21 protein-coding genes are annotated in these 20477 nt (G+C 67.9%); 8 read left to right on the top strand and 13 right to left on the bottom strand.

What is annotated here, in order from left to right; all coding sequences use genetic code 11:
• Positions 1–75 precede the first annotated feature (75 nt).
• Genes ACAH41_RS13050 through ACAH41_RS13035 form a run of 4 tightly spaced genes read right to left on the bottom strand, consistent with a single transcriptional unit; the run spans position 76 to position 4569 of the window.
• Positions 76–927 carry an enoyl-CoA hydratase family protein gene (locus tag ACAH41_RS13050; RefSeq protein WP_325651348.1) on the bottom strand — a complete coding sequence of 284 codons (852 nt, stop codon included), beginning with the start codon at positions 925–927 and terminating at the stop codon, positions 76–78.
• Positions 928–933: 6 nt separating this feature from the next.
• A complete protein-coding gene (locus ACAH41_RS13045) occupies positions 934–1491 on the bottom strand; it encodes a MarR family transcriptional regulator (protein WP_325651346.1) in 558 nt (185 codons plus the stop codon).
• A gap of 4 nt (positions 1492–1495) precedes the next feature.
• Positions 1496–2254, bottom strand: coding sequence for an SDR family NAD(P)-dependent oxidoreductase (locus ACAH41_RS13040; RefSeq protein ID WP_325651344.1), 759 nt, complete (start codon positions 2252–2254; stop codon positions 1496–1498).
• Positions 2251–4569, bottom strand: a complete 2319-nt coding sequence (locus tag ACAH41_RS13035) for a bifunctional salicylyl-CoA 5-hydroxylase/oxidoreductase (protein ID WP_325651342.1) — start codon at positions 4567–4569, stop codon at positions 2251–2253. The genes ACAH41_RS13040 and ACAH41_RS13035 overlap by 4 nt, the downstream gene beginning before the upstream one ends.
• A 161-nt stretch (positions 4570–4730) precedes the next feature.
• Between ACAH41_RS13035 and ACAH41_RS13030 the strand changes: the two genes are divergently transcribed.
• Genes ACAH41_RS13030 through arsH form a run of 4 tightly spaced genes read left to right on the top strand, consistent with a single transcriptional unit; the run spans position 4731 to position 7039 of the window.
• A complete protein-coding gene (locus tag ACAH41_RS13030; protein WP_325651341.1) occupies positions 4731–5069 on the top strand; it encodes a metalloregulator ArsR/SmtB family transcription factor in 339 nt (112 codons plus the stop codon).
• A gap of 23 nt (positions 5070–5092) precedes the next feature.
• On the top strand, positions 5093–5605 hold the full coding sequence (locus tag ACAH41_RS13025) for an arsenate reductase ArsC (protein ID WP_325651340.1): 513 nt from the start codon (positions 5093–5095) through the stop codon (positions 5603–5605).
• A gap of 14 nt (positions 5606–5619) precedes the next feature.
• A complete protein-coding gene (locus ACAH41_RS13020; RefSeq protein ID WP_325651338.1) occupies positions 5620–6315 on the top strand; it encodes an MIP/aquaporin family protein in 696 nt (231 codons plus the stop codon).
• Complete coding sequence (arsH, locus tag ACAH41_RS13015; protein WP_325651337.1) at positions 6308–7039, top strand: arsenical resistance protein ArsH; 732 nt, start codon at positions 6308–6310, stop codon at positions 7037–7039. Before ACAH41_RS13020 ends, arsH begins: the two co-directional genes overlap by 8 nt.
• Positions 7040–7070: 31 nt before the next feature.
• On the opposite strand, the gene ACAH41_RS13010 is transcribed toward arsH, so the two are convergent.
• The 4 genes from ACAH41_RS13010 to czcI form a co-directional block, all read right to left on the bottom strand.
• Positions 7071–10235 (bottom strand): CusA/CzcA family heavy metal efflux RND transporter, encoded by a 3165-nt coding sequence (locus tag ACAH41_RS13010; protein ID WP_325651336.1) that lies wholly within the window; start codon positions 10233–10235, stop codon positions 7071–7073.
• Between the two features lie 13 nt (positions 10236–10248).
• On the bottom strand, positions 10249–11538 hold the full coding sequence (locus tag ACAH41_RS13005; RefSeq protein ID WP_325651334.1) for an efflux RND transporter periplasmic adaptor subunit: 1290 nt from the start codon (positions 11536–11538) through the stop codon (positions 10249–10251).
• Positions 11539–11555: 17 nt separating this feature from the next.
• Positions 11556–12770, bottom strand: coding sequence for a TolC family protein (locus tag ACAH41_RS13000; RefSeq protein ID WP_325651332.1), 1215 nt, complete (start codon positions 12768–12770; stop codon positions 11556–11558).
• A 69-nt stretch (positions 12771–12839) separates the two neighbouring features.
• Positions 12840–13184, bottom strand: a complete 345-nt coding sequence (gene czcI / locus ACAH41_RS12995; protein WP_325651330.1) for a cation efflux protein, CzcI family — start codon at positions 13182–13184, stop codon at positions 12840–12842.
• 145 nt (positions 13185–13329) lie between these two features.
• Between czcI and def the strand changes: the two genes are divergently transcribed.
• Both def and ACAH41_RS12985 read left to right on the top strand, forming a co-directional pair.
• Complete coding sequence (def, locus tag ACAH41_RS12990) at positions 13330–13869, top strand: peptide deformylase (RefSeq protein WP_325651328.1); 540 nt, start codon at positions 13330–13332, stop codon at positions 13867–13869.
• Between the two features lie 14 nt (positions 13870–13883).
• Positions 13884–14675, top strand: coding sequence for a class I SAM-dependent methyltransferase (locus ACAH41_RS12985; RefSeq protein WP_325651326.1), 792 nt, complete (start codon positions 13884–13886; stop codon positions 14673–14675).
• Positions 14676–14694: 19 nt separating this feature from the next.
• Here ACAH41_RS12985 and ACAH41_RS12980 read toward each other — a convergent pair whose 3' ends face one another.
• Both ACAH41_RS12980 and ACAH41_RS12975 read right to left on the bottom strand, forming a co-directional pair.
• Complete coding sequence (locus ACAH41_RS12980; protein WP_325651325.1) at positions 14695–14895, bottom strand: isochorismatase family protein; 201 nt, start codon at positions 14893–14895, stop codon at positions 14695–14697.
• Positions 14896–14902: 7 nt separating this feature from the next.
• Positions 14903–15796, bottom strand: a complete 894-nt coding sequence (locus ACAH41_RS12975) for an SDR family oxidoreductase (protein ID WP_325651323.1) — start codon at positions 15794–15796, stop codon at positions 14903–14905.
• A gap of 47 nt (positions 15797–15843) precedes the next feature.
• Between ACAH41_RS12975 and ACAH41_RS12970 the strand changes: the two genes are divergently transcribed.
• Together ACAH41_RS12970 and ACAH41_RS12965 are read left to right on the top strand one after the other, a co-directional pair.
• Positions 15844–16440, top strand: a complete 597-nt coding sequence (locus tag ACAH41_RS12970; protein WP_325651320.1) for a helix-turn-helix domain-containing protein — start codon at positions 15844–15846, stop codon at positions 16438–16440.
• A 312-nt stretch (positions 16441–16752) separates the two neighbouring features.
• Positions 16753–17154 (top strand): hypothetical protein, encoded by a 402-nt coding sequence (locus ACAH41_RS12965; RefSeq protein WP_325651318.1) that lies wholly within the window; start codon positions 16753–16755, stop codon positions 17152–17154.
• A 110-nt stretch (positions 17155–17264) separates the two neighbouring features.
• Here ACAH41_RS12965 and ACAH41_RS12960 read toward each other — a convergent pair whose 3' ends face one another.
• From ACAH41_RS12960 to ACAH41_RS12950, 3 genes are read right to left on the bottom strand one after another with little or no spacing between them, the layout of a single operon-like run.
• The gene (locus ACAH41_RS12960) at positions 17265–18431 is read right to left on the bottom strand and encodes a Gfo/Idh/MocA family oxidoreductase (RefSeq protein ID WP_325651316.1); all 1167 of its coding nucleotides are present in this window, start codon (positions 18429–18431) and stop codon (positions 17265–17267) included.
• A complete protein-coding gene (locus ACAH41_RS12955; RefSeq protein ID WP_325651314.1) occupies positions 18431–19453 on the bottom strand; it encodes a sugar phosphate isomerase/epimerase family protein in 1023 nt (340 codons plus the stop codon). Before ACAH41_RS12955 ends, ACAH41_RS12960 begins: the two co-directional genes overlap by 1 nt.
• Before the next feature lie 22 nt (positions 19454–19475).
• A complete protein-coding gene (locus tag ACAH41_RS12950; protein WP_325651313.1) occupies positions 19476–20441 on the bottom strand; it encodes a substrate-binding domain-containing protein in 966 nt (321 codons plus the stop codon).
• Between the last annotated feature and the right edge of the window lie 36 nt (positions 20442–20477).

Genomic DNA, 20477 nt, shown 5'->3' with positions numbered 1-20477 from the left:
GCCGCCCGGCCGCCCGAAGGCGCTGAAACGCCCCCTCGGGGGGCAGTGAACAAAGTGAGCGTGGGGGTTTCATTTCTAGCGGCCCTCGAACACGGGTTTCGTCTTGGCGGCAAACGCGCGGTAGGCATGGCCGAAATCCTCGGTCAGCATGCACAGCGCCTGCGCCTGCGCTTCGGCGTCGATGGCCGAATCGATGTCCATGCTCCATTCGTGGTGCAGCATGGACTTGGTCAGCGAATGCGCAAACGCCGGGCCGTCGGCCAGCGTGCGCGCGAAGGCGGTGGCTTCTTCCAGCAGCGCCTCGGGTTCGACCAGCCGGTTGAAGAAGCCCCAGCGCTCGGCCTCTTCGCCGCCGAGCGCGCGGCCGGAGTAGATCCACTCCGCCGCGCGGCCCTGGCCAACGATGCGCGGCAGCATCGCGCAGGCGCCCATGTCGCAGCCAGCCAGGCCCACGCGGGCGAACAGGAAGGCGGTCTTCGAGCGCGCTGTGCCGTAGCGCAGGTCGCTGGCCATCGCGAGGATGGCGCCGGCGCCGGCGCACACGCCGTCCACCGCGGCCACGATGGGCTGCGGGCAATGGCGCATCGCCTTCACCAGGTCGCCGGTCATGCGTGTGAACATCAGCAGCTCCGGCGCGGGCAAGTCGATCAGCGGGCCGATGATCTCGTGCACGTCGCCGCCCGAGCAGAAGTTGCCGCCTTCGCCCGACAGCACGATGGCGCGCACGTCTGGCGCAAAGCGGAGCTGCTCGAACAGGTCGCGCAGCTCGGCGTAGCTCTCGAAGCTCAGTGGGTTCTTGCGCTCGGGCCGCGAGAGCGTGATGTGCGCGACGCGGTCGCGGCACTCCCAACGGAAGTGCTTCGCGGCGTAGTCCGCCAGCGGTCGACGGTTGCCGGCGGCCAGCGCCGGGTCCAGGCTTTTGCTCATGTCGTTTCAACCCTTGTCGTTGAGGCGCCGCGTCAGCGAGAGGCGCAGGTGACCGAGCAGCGTGTGCAGCTGGCGGCCTTCGTCGTCGTCCAGGTCGGACAGCAGTTCCACGACCCAGCGCTCGTGCTCCGCGGCGATCTTGTCGAACGCGCGGCGCCCGCGCAGCGTCAGCGCAATGCGGATCGAACGCCGGTCTTCCGGGTCGACGTTGCGCTTGACGTGGCCCAGCTTCTCCAGCTCGTCTGTCAGGCTGGTCACGTTGCCGCCGGTCACCATCAGGTAGCGCGAAAGCTGGCTCATGCGCAGGCCCTCGGGCTGTTCGGCGTGGAAGCGGTGCAGCTGCGCCAGGTAGTCGAAACGCGGCAGCGTCATGTCGAAGTGCGTGCGCAGGCGGCGACGGATCTCCGTCTCGATCTGCGTGGTGCAGGCCAGCAGCCGCAGCCAGGTGCGCACCGCCGCGTGGTCGCCTGCGCCGGCGCGGCCTTCGTGGCCGATGGCGTCGTCGCCAATCAGCTCGTCCAGGCTGTCGGTGCTGCGAGGGTCTCTTCGCGTTTCGTTTTTCATGGTTTCACATCACCTCGCCACCGCTGATCGAGATCGACTGCCCGGTGATCGCCGCAGGCGCCTGGCGGCACAGCCAGCGCACAACCTCGGCCACTTCGTCGGGCCGGACCAGCCGCTGCATCGGGTTGGCCTGCGTGAAGCTCTGCAGCGCCTCGGCCTCGCTCTTGCCCTTCTTGTCCATGATCTGTGCCATGCCGCCGCGCACGATGTCGGTGTCGGTGTAGCCCGGGCACACGGCGTTGACGGCAATGCCGGCCGGTGCCAGCTCCAGCGCCAGCGAACGCGTGAAACCGACCACGCCGTGCTTGGCCGCGGCATAGGCGGCGGTGAACGCATAGCCCTTCTGCGCCGCGGTGCTGGCGATGTTGACGATGCGGCCCTGCGTCCCGCGCAGGTCGGCAATCGCGGCCTGGCAGCAGAGGAAAACGCCGGTGAGGTTGACGTCCAGCAGGCGCTCCCAGGCAGCCAGTGCAAAGCGTTGCGTGGGTCCTGTCTCGACCATGCCGGCGTTGTTCACCAGCGCGTGCAGCGGACCTTGCGCGGCGCGCGCCTCGGCGAAGGCGCGCGTGATGCTGTCGGCGCTGGCCACGTCCATCTGCACGACGGCATGTCCGTCGCCAGGCAGCACGGCGCGTGTGGCCTCCAGCGCTTCGATCGAGCGCCCGGCCAGCGTCACGCGCCAACCGTTCGCCGCCAGCGCGTGCGCAATCGCAGCGCCAATGCCGCGGTTCGCGCCGGTGACAAGCACGTGCGGTGCATTCATTGTCCGGCCCCTTGTTGCATTGCCTTCTCTCGCTGGAAGATCGCCTCCAGCTGCGGCTTGCCGGAGCGGTACGGTGCCGGCCATGAGATGGCCGTGTAGCCGATGCGCGCGGCTTCGGTCAACGTCCAGGCCGGGTTCGCAAGGTGCGGGCGGGCGACGGCGCAGAGGTCCGCACGGCCAGCGGCAATGATCGCGTTGACGTGGTCGGCCTCGCTGATCGCGCCGACTGCGATGGTGGCAATGCCGGCCTCGTTGCGGATGCGGTCCGAAAACGGCGTCTGCCACATGCGGCCGTAGGTCGGGCGCTCGGCCTTGCTGACCTGGCCGGACGAGCAATCGATCAGGTCCGCGCCGGCCGCCTTGAAGGCCCGCGCGATCTCCACTGCGTCGGCCGGCGTGAGGCCACCTTCGACCCAGTCGTGCGCCGAGATGCGCACCGACATCGGCAGCTGCTGCGGCCAGGCTTCACGCACCGCGGCGAAGACCTGCAGCGGATAACGCAGCCGGTTGTCCAGCGAGCCGCCGTATTCGTCTTCGCGCTGGTTGGTCAGCGGCGACAGGAAGGACGACAGCAGGTAGCCGTGCGCGCAGTGCAGTTCCAGCCAGTCGAAACCGGCCTCGGCCGCGCGGCGCGTGGCGGCGACGAAATCACTCCGCACCTGCTCCATGTCGCTGCGCTTCATCTGGCGCGACCAGTCGCTCACGCCCGGCAGGTACTGCTGCGGCGAGGCCGAGATCAGCGGCCAGCCGCCGGAGGTCAGCGGTTGGTCGATGCCTTCCCAGCCCAGGTTGGTCGCGCCCTTGGCACCGGCGTGGCCCAGCTGCATGCCGATCTTCGCGTCGCTCTGGTCGTGCACCCAGTCGACGATGCGCGCCCAGGCGTCGCGCTGGGTGTCGTTCCACAGGCCGGGGCATCCGGGCGTGATGCGGGCGTCCGGGCTGGTGCAGGTCATCTCGGCCATCACCAGCGCCGCGCCGCCCATCGCCCGTGCGCCCAGGTGCACCAGGTGGTAGTCGCCCACGCTGCCGTCCACGGCCGAGTACTGCGCCATCGGCGAGACGATCACGCGGTTCTTCAGCGTGACCGAACGCACCGTGAACGGTGTGAACATCGGCGGTGTCTGGGGCTTCTTGGCGAACCAGGCTTCGTAGCCGCCCAGCCAGCCCGCATCACGCAAGCGCAGGTTCTCGTGGCTGATGCGCTGGCTGCGTGTCAGCAGCGAATACATGAACTGCTCGGGTTCGAGCTGGTCGCAGTAGCGCTGGCCGCAAACCTCGAACCATTCCATCGCGTTCCAGGCCGCGTTCTGCAGCCGCAGCACCTCGACGGCGCGGATCTGCTGGTAACGGTCCAGCAGCGCGGGCAAGTCCTCGCGCGTGACGGTGCCGCCGGCTTCAGCCTTCAGCTTGAACTGGTTCGCCAGCTCGATCGCGTCCTCCAGCGCGAGCTTGGTGCCAGAGCCGATCGCGAAGTGCGCGGTGTGCACCGCGTCGCCCATCAGCACCACCGGCTGGCGGCCGTTGTCCAGCCACCATTGTTCGCAGCGGATGCGCTGGAAATTCAGCCAGGCCGAGCCGCGCAGGTGGCGCGCGTTGCTCAACAGCGCGGTGCCCGCCAGGTGTCGCGCGAAGACCTGCTCGCAGAAGGCGATGGAGGCTTCGACGTCGAGCTTGTCCAGGCCGTGCGCGCGCCAGGTCGCCTCGGTGCATTCGACGATGAAGGTCGAGGTCTCTTCGTCGAACTTGTAGACATGGGCCTGGAACCAGCCGTGTTCGGTCTTCTCGAAGACGAAGGTGAAGGCGTCGTAGCGCTTTTTCGCGCCAAGCCAGATGAAGCGGTTCGGGCGGGTGACGATGTCGGGCTTGAAGGTTTCGGCGTACCTGGTGCGGATCGCGGAGTTGACGCCGTCGCTGGCGATGACCAGGTCGGCGTCGGCGAACTCGTCGTCGGAGCGCACCTCGCGGTCGAACAGCAGTTGCACGCCCAGCGCCTCGCAGCGGGCCTGCAGGATGTTCAGCAGGCGCTTGCGGCCGATGCCGACAAAGCCGTGGCCGCCCGAGCGCAGGCTGCGGCCTTTGAACTCCAGCACGATGTCGTCCCAGTGCGAGAACGAAGCCTCGATGGCGCCGGCGGTTTCGGCGTCCCAGCGGCGCAGGTTCTGCATCGTCGCATCGGAGAACACCACGCCCCAGCCAAAGGTGTCGTAGGGGTGGTTGCGCTCGACCACGGTGATCTCGTGGCGAGCGTCGAGCTTCTTCATGATGAGGGCAAAAGCCAGGCCCGCAGGCCCGCCGCCAATGCAAACAATGCGCATGCCGTCTCCGCCGTCCTCGTCTGTCTGCTTTCGCCTCTCATTGGTTGAGAAGTGAACAGTTCAAATATAAACGAATTTGAAAAGCCACCGCAAGCCGCGGAGCCCCTGGTTCGTTCGTCAGCAGTCTTGCATTCATTCTTTCATTCCAATAAAGTGGAAATATGGAAGAAGAAGTCGCCGTCAGATCCCTTGCTGCGTTGGCCCAGCCGGTCCGGCTGCGCATTTTCCGTGCGCTGGTGGTGGTCGGCCATGCCGGCATGACGCCTGGCGCGATGCAGGAAGGGCTGGAGATTCCGGCCGCCACGCTGTCCTTTCACTTGAAGGAGCTGCTGCACGCCGGCCTGGTGACCCAGGAGCGCGCCAGCCGCAACCTGATCTACCGCGCGGCCTACGACCGGATGAACGCACTGCTGGCCTTCCTGACCGAGAACTGCTGCCAGGGCGAGGCCTGTGGCACCAGCGGTGCTGATGCCGATGCCGCAGCCGCCTGCAATTGCTGACCTCGTTTCGGAACCCGCTGACCATGACCGTCAACGTCCTGATCCTCTGCACCCACAACTCGGCCCGCAGCGTGCTGAGCGAGGGCATGCTCAACCATTGGGCCGCCAAGTTGGGCAAAGACGTACGGGCCTTCAGTGCCGGCAGCGCGCCCAGTGGCCGCTTGAACCCTTTTGCCCTGGAGGCGCTGGCGAACGCCGGCGTGGACACGAGCGGCTACCGCAGCAAGCGCTGGGACGAGTTCACCTCGTCCGAAGCACCGCCGCTGTCCATCGTCATCACCGTGTGCGACAGCGCAGCTGCCGAACAGTGTCCGGTCTTCTTCGGCGCCAACGCCGACGGTGGCCAGCCGGTCAAGGTGCACTGGGGCTATGCCGACCCTTCGAACGCCGAGGGCGGCGACGCCGGCAAGCGCCTGGCCTTCGAGCTGACCCGCCAGGCCATCGGCTACCGCATGCTGCAGCTGCTGCAACTGCCGCTGGAGACCCTGGGCAAGGCCGAACTCCGGGCCGCCCTGAACGCCATTTCGGCAACTTGACGATGAACGCCGGAATGCCTCGGAAGCTGCTGTCCGAAGCGCTTGGCACCGCGCTGCTGCTGGCCGTGGTGATCGGCTCGGGCGTGATGGCCGAGCGCCTGTCAGGTGGCAACGTCGCCATCGCACTGCTCGCCAACACGCTGGCCACCGTGGGCGGCCTGTATGTCCTGATCGAGGTCTTTGGCCCGATCAGCGGTGCGCACTTCAATCCGGCCGTGTCGCTGGTGATGGCCGCGCGCGGCGAGCTGCCGCGTGGCCTGCTGCTGCCGTATGTGGCCGCGCAACTGCTGGGTGCGATGCTGGGGGCCTGGCTGGCGCATGCGATGTTCGACATGAACCTCCTGCAGTTCTCCACCAAGGTTCGCAGCGGCGCTGGCCAGTGGATCGCCGAAGGCGTGGCCACCTTCGGGCTGTTGCTGGTCATCTTGCGCGCCCCGGCAGGCCGCGCCTCGGCGATGGTGGCCGCCTACATCGGCGCGGCTTACTGGTTCACAGCGTCGACCTCTTTCGCCAACCCGGCCGCCGTGTTCGGCCGCATGTTCAGCGACAGCTTTTCCGGCATCGCGCCGGCCAGCGCGCCGGGCTTTGTCGTGGCCGAGTTGATCGGCGCGGCCCTGGCGGTCGCGGTTCACCACTTGCTGTCGGGCGCCCCTTCCGCGCCTGAGCTCAAGGCCTGTGCAGGCAACCCACCGAAGGCCCGTCATGGCTGAGCTGCTTTTCCCCGAGACCACTTTTCCGGCGCTTGCTGCGGACCTTTTCGAGGTCCCGACACAGGAGCGTCTGGCGGTGCTGTCGCCGTCACGCCACCGACCGCGCATCCTGATGCTGTACGGCTCGTTGCGCGAGCGCTCGTTCAGCCGCTTGCTGACCTTCGAGGCCGCCCGGCTGCTCGAAGCCATGGGCGGCGAGGTGCGCATCTTCGACCCCGCCGGCTTGCCACTGCCGGACGGTGCGCCCGAGGGCCACCCCAAGGTGCAGGAGCTGCGTAATCTCGCCGCCTGGTCCGAAGGCATGGTCTGGACCTCGCCGGAACGGCATGGCGCGATGACCGGCATCATGAAGGCGCAGATCGACTGGATTCCGCTGTCGGTCGGCGCGGTGCGGCCCACGCAGGGCAAGACGCTGGCGGTGATGGAAGTTTCCGGCGGCAGCCAGTCCTTCAACGCCGTGAACCAGATGCGTGTGCTCGGCCGCTGGATGCGCATGCTGACCATTCCGAACCAGTCCTCGGTGGCCAAGGCCTTCGCCGAGTTCGACGAACACGACCGGATGAAGCCTTCGGCCTTCTACGACCGGTTGGTGGACGTGATGGAAGAGCTGTTCAAGTTCACCCTGCTCACGCGCGACCTGGGCCCGTACCTCGTGGACCGCTACAGCGAGCGCAAGGAAAGCGCCGAGGCGCTGAGCAAGCGGGTGAACCAGCGCGCGATCTGATCCGCCGATGCGCCCTGGCCGGGCGCATCGTTCAGGCTGTCGCTGCGGTTGTCGCGTTGGCGGTTGCCGGCACCTCGTCTTCGTCGCGCCGGTGAGCCCAGCGGTACAGCACCGGCAGCACCAGCAGCGTCAGCAAGGTGGACGACAGGATGCCGCCGATGACCACCGTGGCCAGCGGGCGCTGCACCTCCGCGCCGGTGCCGGTGGCCAGCGCCATCGGCACAAAGCCCAGCGAGGCCACCATGGCGGTCATCAGGACCGGCCGCAGCCGCGTCAACGCGCCCTCCCAGATCGCCTCGTCCAGGGTCCGGCCTTCCTCGCGCAGGCCGCGGATGAAGGACAGCATCACCAGGCCGTTCAGCACCGCCACGCCGCACAGCGCGATGAAGCCCACCGCGGCCGATATGGACAGCGGAATGCCGCGCAGCCACAGCGCCAGCACGCCGCCGGTGAGCGCAAACGGAATGCCGGTGAACACCAGCAGGCCGTCCTTGAGGTTGCCGAACATCGTGAACAGCAGCACGAACACCATCAGCAAGGCCAGCGGCACCACCAGCTGCAGCCGCTGGGTGGCAGAGGCCAGTTGCTCGAAGGTGCCGCCCCAGGCGGTCCAGTAGCCGGCTGGCACCTTGACGGTGGCGATGGCGGCCTGCGCGTCGCTGACGAAGGAGCCGAGGTCGCGCCCGGTGACGTTGGCGCTGACGACCACGCGGCGCTTGCCGTCTTCGCGGGAGATCTGGTTCGGGCCTGGCGTGAGCTCCAGCGTGGCGAGTTCTCCCAGTGGCACATAGGCCGTCGGCCCGCTGCCCCTGGGCAAGGCAATCGGCAGCCGGCGCAGCGCGTCGATGTCCTGCCGCACGGCCTCGGGCAGGCGGACCAGGATGTCGAAGCGCCGGTCGCCCTGGAAGAAGGTGCCGGCCTCGCGGCCGCCGATGGCGGTGGCCACAGTGGCCTGCACCTCGTTCATGTTCAGCCCGTAGCGGGTCGCCTTGGCCCGGTCGATGTTGACCGAAAGCATCGGCAGGCCACTGGTCTGCTCGACCTTGACCTCGGTGGCGCCGGGCACCTGGCCCAGGCGCTCGGCGATCTGGGCGGCGGTGGTGTTCAGCACCTCGTTGTCGTCGCCGAACAGCTTCACTGCCACGTCCGAGCGCACGCCGGAGATCAGCTCGTTGAAGCGCAGCTGGATGGGCTGCGAGAACTCGTAGGCGTTGCCCGGCACCAGCGCCGCTTCGTCGCGGATCGCGGCCAGCAGCTCGTCGCGTGTCTTGCGCGGTGCGGGCCACTGGTCCATGGGCTTGAGCATGATGTAGCCGTCGGAGATGTTGGGCGGCATCGGGTCGGCGGCAATCTCTGCGGTGCCGGTGCGCGCGAAGATGCGCTCGATCTCCGGGAAGCGCGCTTTCAGGCGGCGCTCCAGCTGCTGCTGCATGGCGACCGATTGCGTCAGGCTGGTGCCGGGGATGCGCAGCGCCTGGATCGCGAAGTCGCCCTCGTTCAGGTTGGGCACGAACTCGCTGCCCAGCCGGGTGCCCACCGCCACCGAGAACAGCACCGCGACCGCGGCGAACGTGGCCACCACCGGCGCGTTGGCCAGCGACGCCTTCAGGGCAGGCTCGTAGCGCCGCCTGGCCCACAGCATCAGCCGGTTCTCCTTCTCCGCCACGCGCTGGCCGATGAACAGCGCAATGGCCGCAGGCACGAAGGTGATGGACAGCAGCATCGCGCCCAGCAAGGCCAGCAGCACGGTGAAGGCCATCGGGTGGAACATCTTGCCCTCCACGCCGGTGAGCGCCAGGATGGGCACGTAGACCACCATGATGATGAGCTGCCCGAACAGCAGCGGCCGCCTGGCCTCCCTGGCCGCGGCGAACACCTCGTGGAAGCGCTCCGAGCGTGTCAGTGGCCGGCCTCGGTGGGCCTGCGCATGGGCCAGCCGGCGCACCGCGTTTTCGATGATGACCACGGCCCCGTCGACGATGATGCCGAAGTCCAGCGCGCCCAGGCTCATCAGGTTGGCGCTGATGCGGTACGAGACCATGCCGCTGAAGGTGAACAGCATGGACAGCGGGATCACCATCGCCGTGATCAGCGCGGCGCGCATGTTGCCGAGGAAGACGAACAGCACCGCGATCACCAGCACCGCGCCTTCGAGCAGGTTCTTCTGCACCGTGCCGATGGCCTTGTCGACCAGCACCGTGCGGTCATACACCGTGACTGCCCGCACGCCGGCCGGCAGCGACTGGTTGATCGCCGTCATCTGCTTGTCGACCGCCCGCGAGACGCTGCGGCTGTTCTCGCCCATCAGCATGAAGACGGTGCCCAGCACGACCTCCTGGCCGTTCTCGGTGGCTGCGCCGGTGCGCAGCTCGCGCCCGATTTCGACCTCGGCCACGTCACCTACGCGAACCGGCTGGCCCTGCGCGCTGCCGACGATGATGTCGCGGATGTCCTGCATCGACGCGACCTGGCCCGGCGCGCGCACCAGGTACTGCTCGCCGCGCCGCTCGATGTAGCCCGCGCCCTCGTTGGCATTGTTCTTCTCCAGCGCCGTCACCACGTCGGCCAGGCTCAGGCCATGGGCGCCCAGCCGCTCCAGGTTCGGTGCCACCACATACTGCTTCTCGAAGCCGCCGATCGAGTTGATCTCGGTGACACCCGGCACGTTGCGCAGCTGCGGCTTGACCACCCAGTCCTGGATCTCGCGCAGGTCGGTCGGCGTGTAGGCGCTGCCGTCGGGTTTCTTGGCGCCGGGTGCTGCTTCGACGGTCCACAGGTAGATCTCGCCCAGGCCGGTGGAGATCGGGCCCATGCTGGGCGTGATGCCGGCCGGCAGGCGCTCCCGGGCCTCCTGCAGCCGCTGGTTGACCAACTGGCGGGCGAAGTAGATGTCGGTGCCGTCCTGGAAGATCACCGTGACCTGGGACAGGCCATAGCGCGACAGCGAGCGGGTCTGCGCCAGCCCGGGCAGGCCGGCCATCACCGTCTCGATGGCATAGGTGATGCGCTGCTCGGCCTCCAGCGGCGAGTAGCCGGGTGCCTCGGTGTTGACGACGACCTGGACGTTGGAGATGTCCACCACGGCGTCGATCGGCAATCGCGTGTAGTTGTAGAGGCCCAGCCCGGCCATGCCCAGCACGGCCAGCATGACCAGCCAGCGCTGCTCGATGCAGAAGCGGATGATGCGTTCAAACATGGATGCGCTTCCTTCAGTGTTCGTGTTCCGCCGAGCCCTTGCCCAGCTCGGCCTTCAACACAAAGGTGTTGGACGAGGCGATCTGTTCACCGGCTTTCAGCCCGCCCAGCACCTCGACGCTGCGGCCATCCGACCGGCCCAGCTTCACCGGCTGGCCCGCGAAGCCGCCATCGACTGCCTTGAACACCATGCTCTGCCCTTCGACCGACTGCACCGCATCGGCGCTCACCACCAGCGGCAGCGCCTGCTGCTCACCCAGCACCGCCACGGTGACGAACAGGCCCGGTCGCCACGCGCCGCCGGGGTTGCGCAGCGCCACGCGGGCGCGGGCGGTGCGGGTCTGCTCGCCCAGCAGGGCGCCGACATAGGCGATCACGCCTTCGGTCTTGCTGTCGAATGCGGTCGAGGAGACGATGACCCGCTGTCCCACCCGCACCGTGCCCAAGTCCTTGGGCGCCACCGCGAAGTCGGCCCACACGGTGCTCAGGTCGGACACGGTGAAGATGCTGGCGTCTTCCTTGACGGCCTCGCCCAGGCTCAGGTGCTTCTCCACCACCGTGCCGGCAAACGGCGCGCGGATCTCGAAGCGGTTCAGCACGGCTGACGCGCCTGTGGCGCCGACCGCCGCCAGCTTCTGCGCGGCGTTCTGCAAGGCGATGTCGGCCTCCTGCAAGGCGCTTTGCGCCTGCAGGAAATCCTGCTGGGCGGAGATCCTGTCCTCCCACAGCTTTTTCTCGCGCTCGAAGCTCACGCGTGCGGCGTCACGGCGCTTTTGCGCGGTCAGCCATTCGCTGCGCTGCTCGGCCAGCGCGGTGCTGGCAACGGTGGCCAGCAGCTCGCCTTTTTTCACCTGCTGCCCGAGGTCCGCATGCACCGCCTCGACCACGCCGGCCAAGCGCGGCACGACGTGGGAGGTGCGGTCGTCGTTGAAGCGGATCTCGCCCTGGAACTGCGCGCTGGCCTGCAACTGGCCCGGCCCGGCGGCCTGCAGCGTGATGCCTGCGGCCTTGATCTGCTCGGCACTCAGGGCGATGCGCGAGTCCTCGTGCGTTTCATGCGCGCCGTGCGCTTCGGCGCCCGGTGCGTGGCTGTCCTTGTCACCCTGCTTGTCTTCGTGTGTGTCCTCGTGCTGAGCATGTTGTTGACCCTCGTGTGGGTCGGCATGCTCGCCTTTCGATTCGGCGGCGTGCTCGGCTTCTTCGCCGCCGTTGTGCCGTGCCGTCATCAGCACCGCGCCGGTGCCGAGCAGGCCCAGCACGATGAGGAGCGCCATCGCGACGCGTTGTCTGGAAGTGATTGCCATGATGGGAATGAATGTGTTCAGCGACCGAGCAGGCGGTCGATGGTCGCGGCGGCCTGGTGGGCGCCGGACAGCGTGTTCAGGTAGCGGCTGCGGGCCTGCAGCAGCGCGCGCTGGGCATCGATCACGTCGATGAAGCCGAACTTGCCGGCTTCGAAGCCCTGGCTTGCCGCGTCGAAGGCGCGTTGCGCGGCCGGCAGCACGGTGTCCTGCAGCGTCTGCACCGAGCTGCGGGCCAGCGCGAGTTGGCCGGTGGCTTGTTGCAACTCGCCCAGCAGCCGCAGGCGGGTTGCGCGGTGCGCATCTTCGGCCTGCAGCGCGCGCCTGCCGGCTTCGAGCACGCTGCCCTGGTTGCGGTCGAACAGCGGCAGCGGAATCGACACGCCGATGACCGCCTGCGTGCGGCCGAGTTCGTTGTCGCGCTTGGCGCCCAGGCTGAGCGTGATGTCGGGCACGGCCTTGCTGCGCTCGACTTCCACCATCGCCTGCCTTCGGCTGGCCTCGATGCGGCTGGCCTGCAGCGCCGGCGAGGCGTCGAGCTGTTGCCGCAGCTCGGGCAGCGCCGCCGGGCTGGGCAACTGGCTTGCATCGCCGGTCACTTCGGAAAAACCGGGCTGCTCGTCGCCCCACAGCGCTGCCAGGCCGTGGCGCGCGGCCTGCAGTTCGGCAACCGCCTCCGCGGCTTCCAGCTGCGCATTCGCCTGGTCGACACGCGCCCGGGTTTCGTCCACCGGCGAGACCTTGCCGGCAGCGACGCGCTTGGCAATCGCGTCCGCGGCCCGGGTGGCCAGCGCGGCCGAGTCGTCGGCCAGCTGCACGCGTGCCTGGGCCAGCAGCACCGAGAAGTAGCTGGCAACGACGGTGGCGCGCAGTTGCGCCTGGGCGTTGCCGAGTTCGGCCCGCGCCAGGTCCTGGCCGCGCTCGGCCGCGGTGACCCGCGCCTGGCGCTTGCCGCCCAGCTCGATGGGAAAGTCCAGCGTGGCCGTGGTGGTGCGCGTGGCGCGCCGGGTGTCCTCGACAGAGGCGTTCAGCGCGGGGTTGGGAAAGGTGCCAGCCTGCTGCAGCGCACCGTCCGAGGCTTCGAGTTCGCGCCGCGCTGCGGACAGGACAGGGCTGCCCGTGCTCGCAAGCTGCAGCGCTTTTTCAAGGGTCAGGGGCGACGCAGGCTGGGCCTGCGCCAGGAAGGGGCTGAGCAAAGTCGCCGCCAGCCCGAGCGGCAATAGAAGTGTTCTCATCGAATCTCATGGTGGTTCCAGGGATTCGGCGAGACGGATGGCTTGGGGTGAGTCCTTTCGTCCCGCCGGCTAGGCGAGACGGGGCCACTGTGGCCGGTCTGGCCCTTCTGCGAGGGCAGAGGAGCAGGCGGTGGCGAGGGCCTCTTGCAGGCGTTCGCGGGGCACGCTGCCCAGCGCATGCAGGGCCGGTGTCACCAGCGCGGGTGCGCCGGCATGGCAGAAGCTGCAATCGTTGTCGACGCTGAGCTTGCCTTGCGCCGAGGAATCGGTGCTGCCCTGGTGCTCATGCGCATGGTGCCCAAAGTGCGCACCCGATTGCGGCGCTCTTTCGTGCTCGCAATAGGTCGCGGCTGCGCCCCAGGCGAACTGGAGCGGTACCAGCAAGGCAAGCAGCAAGGCGATGAGCTTGGTCACGAAGGGCGCGGATTCAGCGGGGCAACAAGGCAGGCGCGATTGGAAACCCTGAAGCGGGTAGAGAGTCAAGGGGTCAACGATTCTGTTGCCGTCATTTTCGGCCTTAAGCTTGGCACCCCGGCTTCTTTCTTTCCGAATCCCTGCCATGGCTGTCCACCCCATCCTGAAGATGGGCGACGCGCGTCTGCTGCGCGTCGCCCAACCCGTCACCGCATTTGACACGCCTGAACTGCACGCGCTGATCGCCGACATGTTCGACACCATGGCCGCGGCCAACGGCGCCGGCCTGGCCGCGCCGCAGATCGGCGTGGACCTGCAGCTGGTGATCTTCGGCTCCGGCCAGCACAACCCGCGCTATCCCGAAGCGCCCGTGGTACCGCAAACGGTGCTGATCAATCCGGTCATCACGCCGCTGTCCAACGAACTGGAGGAAGGCTGGGAGGGCTGCCTGTCGGTGCCCGGGCTGCGCGGCCTGGTGCCTCGCCACAGCCGCATCCGCTACCAGGGCCTGGACCCACAGGGCCGGCCCATCGACCGCGAGGCCGAGGGCTTCCACGCCCGCGTGGTGCAGCACGAGGTTGACCACCTGATCGGCCGGCTGTACCCGACCCGCATGGCCGACCTGCGCAAGCTCGGCTTCACCGAAGTGCTGTTTCCGGAACTGGATCCGAACGTGGACGACTGAGACGGGAGCAACCCATGGACGAGCAGCAGATCCGCTTTGACGACGGCGCCGCCTACGAGGACTTCATGGGCAAATGGAGCTGGCTGGCAGGCGAGCAGTTCCTGCAGTGGCTGGCGCCGGTGCCGGGCCGGCGCTGGCTCGATGTGGGCTGCGGCAACGGCGCGTTCACCGAGCTGCTGTTGCAGCGCTGCGCGCCGAGTGCGGTCGAAGGCCTCGATCCATCGGAAGAACAGCTGCTGTATGCCCGCGGCCGGCTCGCCGGCCAGCCAGTCCAGCTGCAGCAGGGCAACGCGATGGCGCTGCCTTTTGCTGACGCGGCCTTCGACGCCGCGGTGATGGCCCTGGTCATCTTCTTCGTACCCGAGCCGGCCAGGGGCGTGGCCGAGATGGCGCGTGTGGTCAAGCCGGGCGGCAGCGTGTCGGCCTATGCCTGGGACATCCTTGGCGGCGGTTTTCCTTTTGCCGTGCTGCAGGAGGAAATGGCCGCGCTCGGCGTGCCGCCGCTGTGGCCACCGCGCGCGGATGCTTCGCGCATGGACGCGATGCGCACGCTGTGGACCGAGGCGGGCCTGGTGTCGGTCGAGACAATGCAAATCCAGGTCCAGCGCAGCTTTGATGACTTCGACAGCTTCTGGCGCGTGGCCCAAAGCGGGCCGCGGCTGGCGCCTCGGCTGACGACGATGATGCCTGCCGATGTCGAACGGTTGACTGCGCGGCTGCACGAGCGCTTGCGTCCGGACGCAGATGGCCGCATCCGCTGCAGCGCCACGGCGAACGCCATTCGGGGCTTGCGTCCGGCGGCGTGACCGTGGGCGGGCGATCCGCTCAGTGGGCTGCCTGCACCTGGGCTGTCGACCGCAGCTCACCCAGCCGCGGCAGCACATGGGCCATGGAACCCTGGTGCGCCGCTTCGACCGGCGCGCCGCAGGCGTCGTCAACGATCACCGGCTCGTAGCCCGGCTCCCACGCCGCGCGGGCGGTGCCTGCCGCGCCAAATGCCAAATGGCGTGGCAATGCGTCGAGCATGCGGCGATCAACGACCGGGATATTCCCCTGCGGCGATGTCTTCCATCAGGGTTTCGTGCGTTGGCTCCCAGCCCAGCAGCGCGCGCGTTCGCACGCTGGAAGCCGGAGCGTCGGCCGCGAAGAACATGCCAAGCCAGTCGAAGTGGGCCCGTGCTTGATCCGCCGGAATCGATTCCACTGGCACGCCAATGAACTCGCCCAACGCGGCTGCAATGTCGTGTGCAGCGATTCCTTCCTCGGCGACGGCGTGCAGCACGCTGCCAGGCGTCGCGCTGTCGATGGCCAGTTGCACCAGTTTGCCGGCATCGAGGCGGTTCACCGCAGGCCAGCGGTTGCGGCCGTCGCCGATGTAGCCGGAAACGCCCTTCTCGCGGGCGATGCGCGCAAGCACTGCCACGAACCCGTGATCACCGCCCGCCCCGTGTACCGTCGGTGGAAATCGCACGACCATCGATCGGATGCCGCGCTCGGCCAGGCCCAAGGTGTAGGCCGCGTTGGCGATCCTGGGGTGCACATCGGCGCTGGGCATGCTGTCTTCTGTGCCCACGTGGCCGGGAGCCAGCCCCAGCGTGCCCGAGGCGATCAGCAGCGGACCGCCGGTTCCTTGCAGCACGTCCGCGAATGCATCGATCGCCGCACGATCGGTCCGGGCCGCGGCGGCCATCTGCGTGAAATCGTGGTTGTAGCCGAGGTGCACCACGCCTTCCGCCAACGCCGCCGCGGCGCGCAGGCTGGCGAGGTCATCCAGGCTGCCACGAACGACTTGGACGCCCTGCTTGGCAAGACGGGCTGCCGACTCGTCGCTGCGAGCCAGGCCGAGCACGTGATGGCCTGCCGAGAGGAGTTCCTTGACGCTGGCCGAGCCGATCCAGCCGGAAGCGCCGGTGACGAGAATTCGCATGAAGGTCCACCTTTGATGTCATTGAGTGACATCAGTATAGGCCTATGATGTCACTCTGTGTCAACACCTGGATCAACATGGGTCGCTGGGAAGCCGATGCCGCGGGGCGCTTTCGCGCAGCGGCCATGGAACTGTTCAGTGAGATTGGCTACGAGCAGACCACTGTCTCTGCCATCGCGGAGCGCGCCGGGCTGACCGCACGCACGTTTTTCCGCCACTTCGCCGACAAGCGCGAAGTCCTCTTCGATGGCACCGAGCGGCTGCAGCAGCTGATGGTCGACAGCCTCTCCCAGGCGCCGGCGGAGGCATCACCGCTCGACGCCGTTGCTGCGGCCATCAGGAAAGCGGGCGACTTCTTCGATGATGAGCGCCGCCCTTTTTCGCGTCTGCGCGCTGTGGTCATCGCAGCCCACCCGGATCTGCACGAGCGCGAGTTGATCAAGTTGGCGAGGCTGTCCGGCGCGCTTGCGGCGGCGTTGCGCACGCGGGGTGTCGAAGAGCCGGATGCGAGTCTGGCAGCCGAGGCGGGCATCGCGGTATTTCGCATTGCGTTCGCGCAATGGGTCGCCGAATCCGAAGTGCGCGGGTATGAAGAGATCCTGACCCGGTCCCTCGCGCGACTGAAAGCGCTGACGGCCCATTGAGCCAGCCGACGATGAGCTGTGTGATCCAGCTTCGCAGTTCAGACATCACGAAGCAAAAGGTTGCCACATGAAGCTCCTGCTCCTGGGCGCGACCGGGAGCACGGGTCGCGAGATCGTCAAGCGAGCCATCGCGAAGGGGCATTCGGTCGTGGCGGTGGTGTGCGCGAGCCCCGCACCGTCAGCCGTGCCCCAAGCTCACTGTTCCGAAATTGAGACGGACAGTCCAAATCTGGAGTCTATGCGCCGCGTGCGAGACGACCTAATCTTCAGTCACGGGAACATTCATTTCCACCACGAACCCTGGAGATCGTCATGACTTCATCCAACGCCCCCAAGCGCGTGCTCTTCATCGGCCAACAGCCCGAGACCGTCGACTTTTCGGACCCCGCGCTGCCGCCCGGCTTCGACGCCGCGAAGATCCATGCCGGCATCGCCATCGGCATGCAGCTGATGGCCGATCGCGGTTGGGCCGCCGAACTGTGTCTGGTGCCGCCCGACGCGTCGGCAACCGAGAGGGTGACGAAGCAGCTCGCCGGCAAGGCCTTCGATTGCGTCGTGATCGGCGGCGGCATTCGCATCCCACCGAAGAGCCTGCTGCTGTTCGAGCAGTTGGTGAACGCCGTGCACCGGGCCGCGCCGGGTGCAGCCATCGCCTTCAACACGACGCCGCAAGACACGGCGGACGCGGCGGCGCGGTGCTTCGGGAGCGACTGAAGACGGGAAATGGGCGCTTGCGGTGGGCCGGCCAGCCCATGGGCGGGCTCAATGCCCTGGTGCTGGGCCTGAGCTTTCCTCGGGCTTGCGCGCGCGCCGGATCGGCGCAGTCAGCCGAACACCGTCCACTTGGTGTCGCTGGCGGCCGAGGCCACGGTTGTCTCGATGAACCTCACCCCGCGCGCGCCATCCTCCACCCGCGGATAGTCCGCAGCCAGCGCGTCCAACGGCGCGCCGCCGAGCCGCGCGTGGATGTCCTCGGCCACGCCGAGGTAGACGTTGGCGAACGCTTCGAGGAAAGCCTCGGGGTGGCCAGTCGGCAGGCGGCCGGCGCGGCGGGCGGCATCGCAAAGCCACGGTGAACCGCGTGTCAGCACGCGGCGTGGCGCGTCCAGCGGGGTGTGCGCGAGCTGGTTCGGGTCTTCCTGCCGCCAGTCCAGGCTGCCTTCGCTGCCGAACACGCGCAGTCGCAGGTCGTTCTCGAAGCCGGCTGCGATTTGCGAGGCCAGCAGCACGCCGCGGGCGCCGCCGTGGAAGCGCAGCAGCAGGCTGGCGTCGTCGTCCAGCCGGCGGCCGGGCACAAACGCGGTGAGGTCGGCGCAGATGCGGTCGACCGCCAGGCCGGTGACGGTGGCGACCAGGTTTTCGGCATGCGAGCCGATGTCGCCCATCGCGCCGGCAATGCCGCTGCGCGCGGGGTCGGTGCGCCATTCGGCCTGCTTGTTGCTCGCTTGCTCCACGTGCCTCGCCAGCCAGCCCTGGTGGTATTCGACAACGACCTTGCGGACCTCGCCGATCACGCCCTGGCGCACCATTTCGCGTGCCTGGCGGACCATCGGGTAGCCGGTGTAGTTGTAGGTCACGCCAAAGACGGTGCCGCGCTCGGCGACCACGCGCACCAGGTCTTCCGCCTGCGCGCTGGTGTGCACCAGCGGCTTGTCGCAGACCACGTGCAGGCCGGCGGCGGCAAACGCCCGGGCGACCTCGTGGTGCACATGGTTGGGCGTGACGATGCTGACCAGGTCCACGCGCTGCTCCGGCGGCAGGCTCAGCTCGTGCGCCAGCAGGTCCTGCCAGCTGCCGTGGTTGCGTGCGGGCGCCAGGCCCAGGTCGCGGCCGGAGGCGATGGCTTTGTCCGGTTGCGACGACAAGGCGCCGGCGACCAGTTCGAAGCGGCCGTCCAGCGCCATCGCGGCGCGGTGTACTTTGCCAATGAAGGCGTCGCGCCCGCCACCGACCATGGCGTAGCGCAGCTTGCGGGGAGAAGCTTGTGTCATCAGCCGGCCATTCCGCCTTGGGCGTCGCGGGCGAAGGCAGCGTCGAAGTCGCCACCGGCAGGCGCGAAGTCCAGCCGGCGGCAGAACGCGGCGCTCTCGGTTGCGCCATGCACGCGGTCCATGCGGCTGTCTTCCCACTCAACGCTGAGCGGGCCGGCGTAGCCCAGGTCGTTGAGCGCGACGATCAATGACTCGAAGTCGATCATGCCGCGGCCCACGCTGCGGAAGTCCCAGTTGCGGCGCGCGTCGCCAAAGGCAGTGTGGCCGCCGAAGGTGCCCACGGTGCCATCGCCTTTGTCCCACCACACGTCTTTCATGTGGGCATTGAAGATGCGCTTGCCGAAGCGGCGGATGAAACCGATGTAGTCCACGCCCTGGTAGGCCAGGTGGCTGGGGTCGAAGTTGAAGCCGAAGCGGCGGTGCTGCTTGACGGCGTCCAGCGCACGCTGGGCCGACGCGGTGTCGAAGGCAATCTCGGTTGGATGCACTTCCAGCGCGAAGTCCACGTCGTGTTTTTCGAAGGCGTCGAGGATGGGCGTCCAGCGGGTGGCGAAGTCGCTGAAGCCGCGTTCGATGTAGGCCTGCGAGGTGGGCGGGAAGGCGTACACCGCATGCCAGATGGCCGAGCCGGTGAAGCCGGTGACGGTCTTGACGCCGAAGTTGGCCGCCGCGCGCGCGGTGTCCTGCATCTCCCGCGCGGCGCGCTGGCGCACGCCTTCGGGGTCGCCATCGCCCCACACATGCGGGGGCAGGATGGCCTGGTGCCGCTCGTCGATGCGGTCGCACACCGCCTGGCCGGTCAGGTGGTTGCCGATGGCGAAGCACTGCAGGCCGTGGTCGGCCAGCAGCTCGCGCTTGCGCTCGACGTAGCGCGGCGACTCCAGGGCGGCCTGCACGTTGAAGTGGTCGCCCCAGCAGGCCAGCTCCAGGCCGTCGTAGCCCATGCGCTTGGCCAAAGGGGCGAGTTCGGCAAGGGGCAGGTCGGCCCACTGGCCGGTGAACAAGGTGATGGGTCTGGCCATGTGGGCGCTCCTGCGGGTCAGCTTAGAAAGGCGAGTCCGGAAAATAGAACTGCTTGGCGTTGTCCTTGGTGATCAGCACCGAAGGAATGATGGTGTTGGGCGGCAGCTTCTCGCCCTTCAGCCGCGCTTCGGCGGTGAGCTTGATCGCGTCGTAGATGAACTTTGGCGAGTACGAGACGTTGGCCTGGATCAGCGGGTTGCTGTTGTCCATCAGCGTCTTGACCATGCCCTTGGCGCCAGCGCCACCGAAGACGATCTTGATGTCGCTGCGCTTGGCCTGCTCGATGGCTTTCAGCACGCCGATGGCCATGTCGTCGTCGGCCGCCCAGACGGCGTCGATCTGCTTGAAGCGGGTCAGGAAGTCCTGCATCACCTTGAAGGCATCGTCGCGGTTCCAGTTGCCGGGCTTGGCGTCCAGCAGCTTGATGCCGGGGTAGGCCTTCAGCGCGGCATTGAAGGCGTCCATGCGCTCGTTGTCGATGGTGGTCGGGATGCCGCGCAGCGCGACGATGTTGCCCTTGCCGCCCAGCGCCTTGCCCAGGTATTCACCGGGGATGCGGCCGAAGGCGGTGTTGTCGCCGGCCACATAGGCGTCCTGCGCCGAGGTGTCGGTCAGCCCGCGGTCGACCACGGTGACGTAAACACCCTTGGCCTTGACCTGGGCGACAGGCTTGGTCAGCGCCGCCGATTCGAACGGGAAGATCACCAGCGTGTTGATCTTGGTGACGGTGACCAGGTCCTGCAGCTGGTTGGCCTGCTCGGGCGCGCCGCCGGCCGTCTTCACGGTGACCTTCAGGCCCGGGTGCGCGGCTTCCAGGTCCTTCTTGGCCTGGTTGGCCCAGAACACGATGCCGGCGGTGAAGCTGTGCGTGGCCGACGGGATCACGACGCCGAGGTTCACCGGTGCGGCTTGCGCCAATGCGGCTTGGCCGACGAAGGCCAGGCTGGCAGCGGCGGCCAGGCCCAGCAGGCGGGTGCGGAATTTCATCTCATGTCTCCTGTTGTGGTTGGGTGCAAGGCGGCC

Source organism: Ideonella sp. (genome assembly GCF_041287625.1).
In the GTDB taxonomy this organism is placed as follows: domain Bacteria; phylum Pseudomonadota; class Gammaproteobacteria; order Burkholderiales; family Burkholderiaceae_C; genus Ideonella.
The sequence above is the reverse complement of the archived record's forward strand: the minus strand, read 5'-3'. Positions and strand labels throughout refer to the sequence as shown.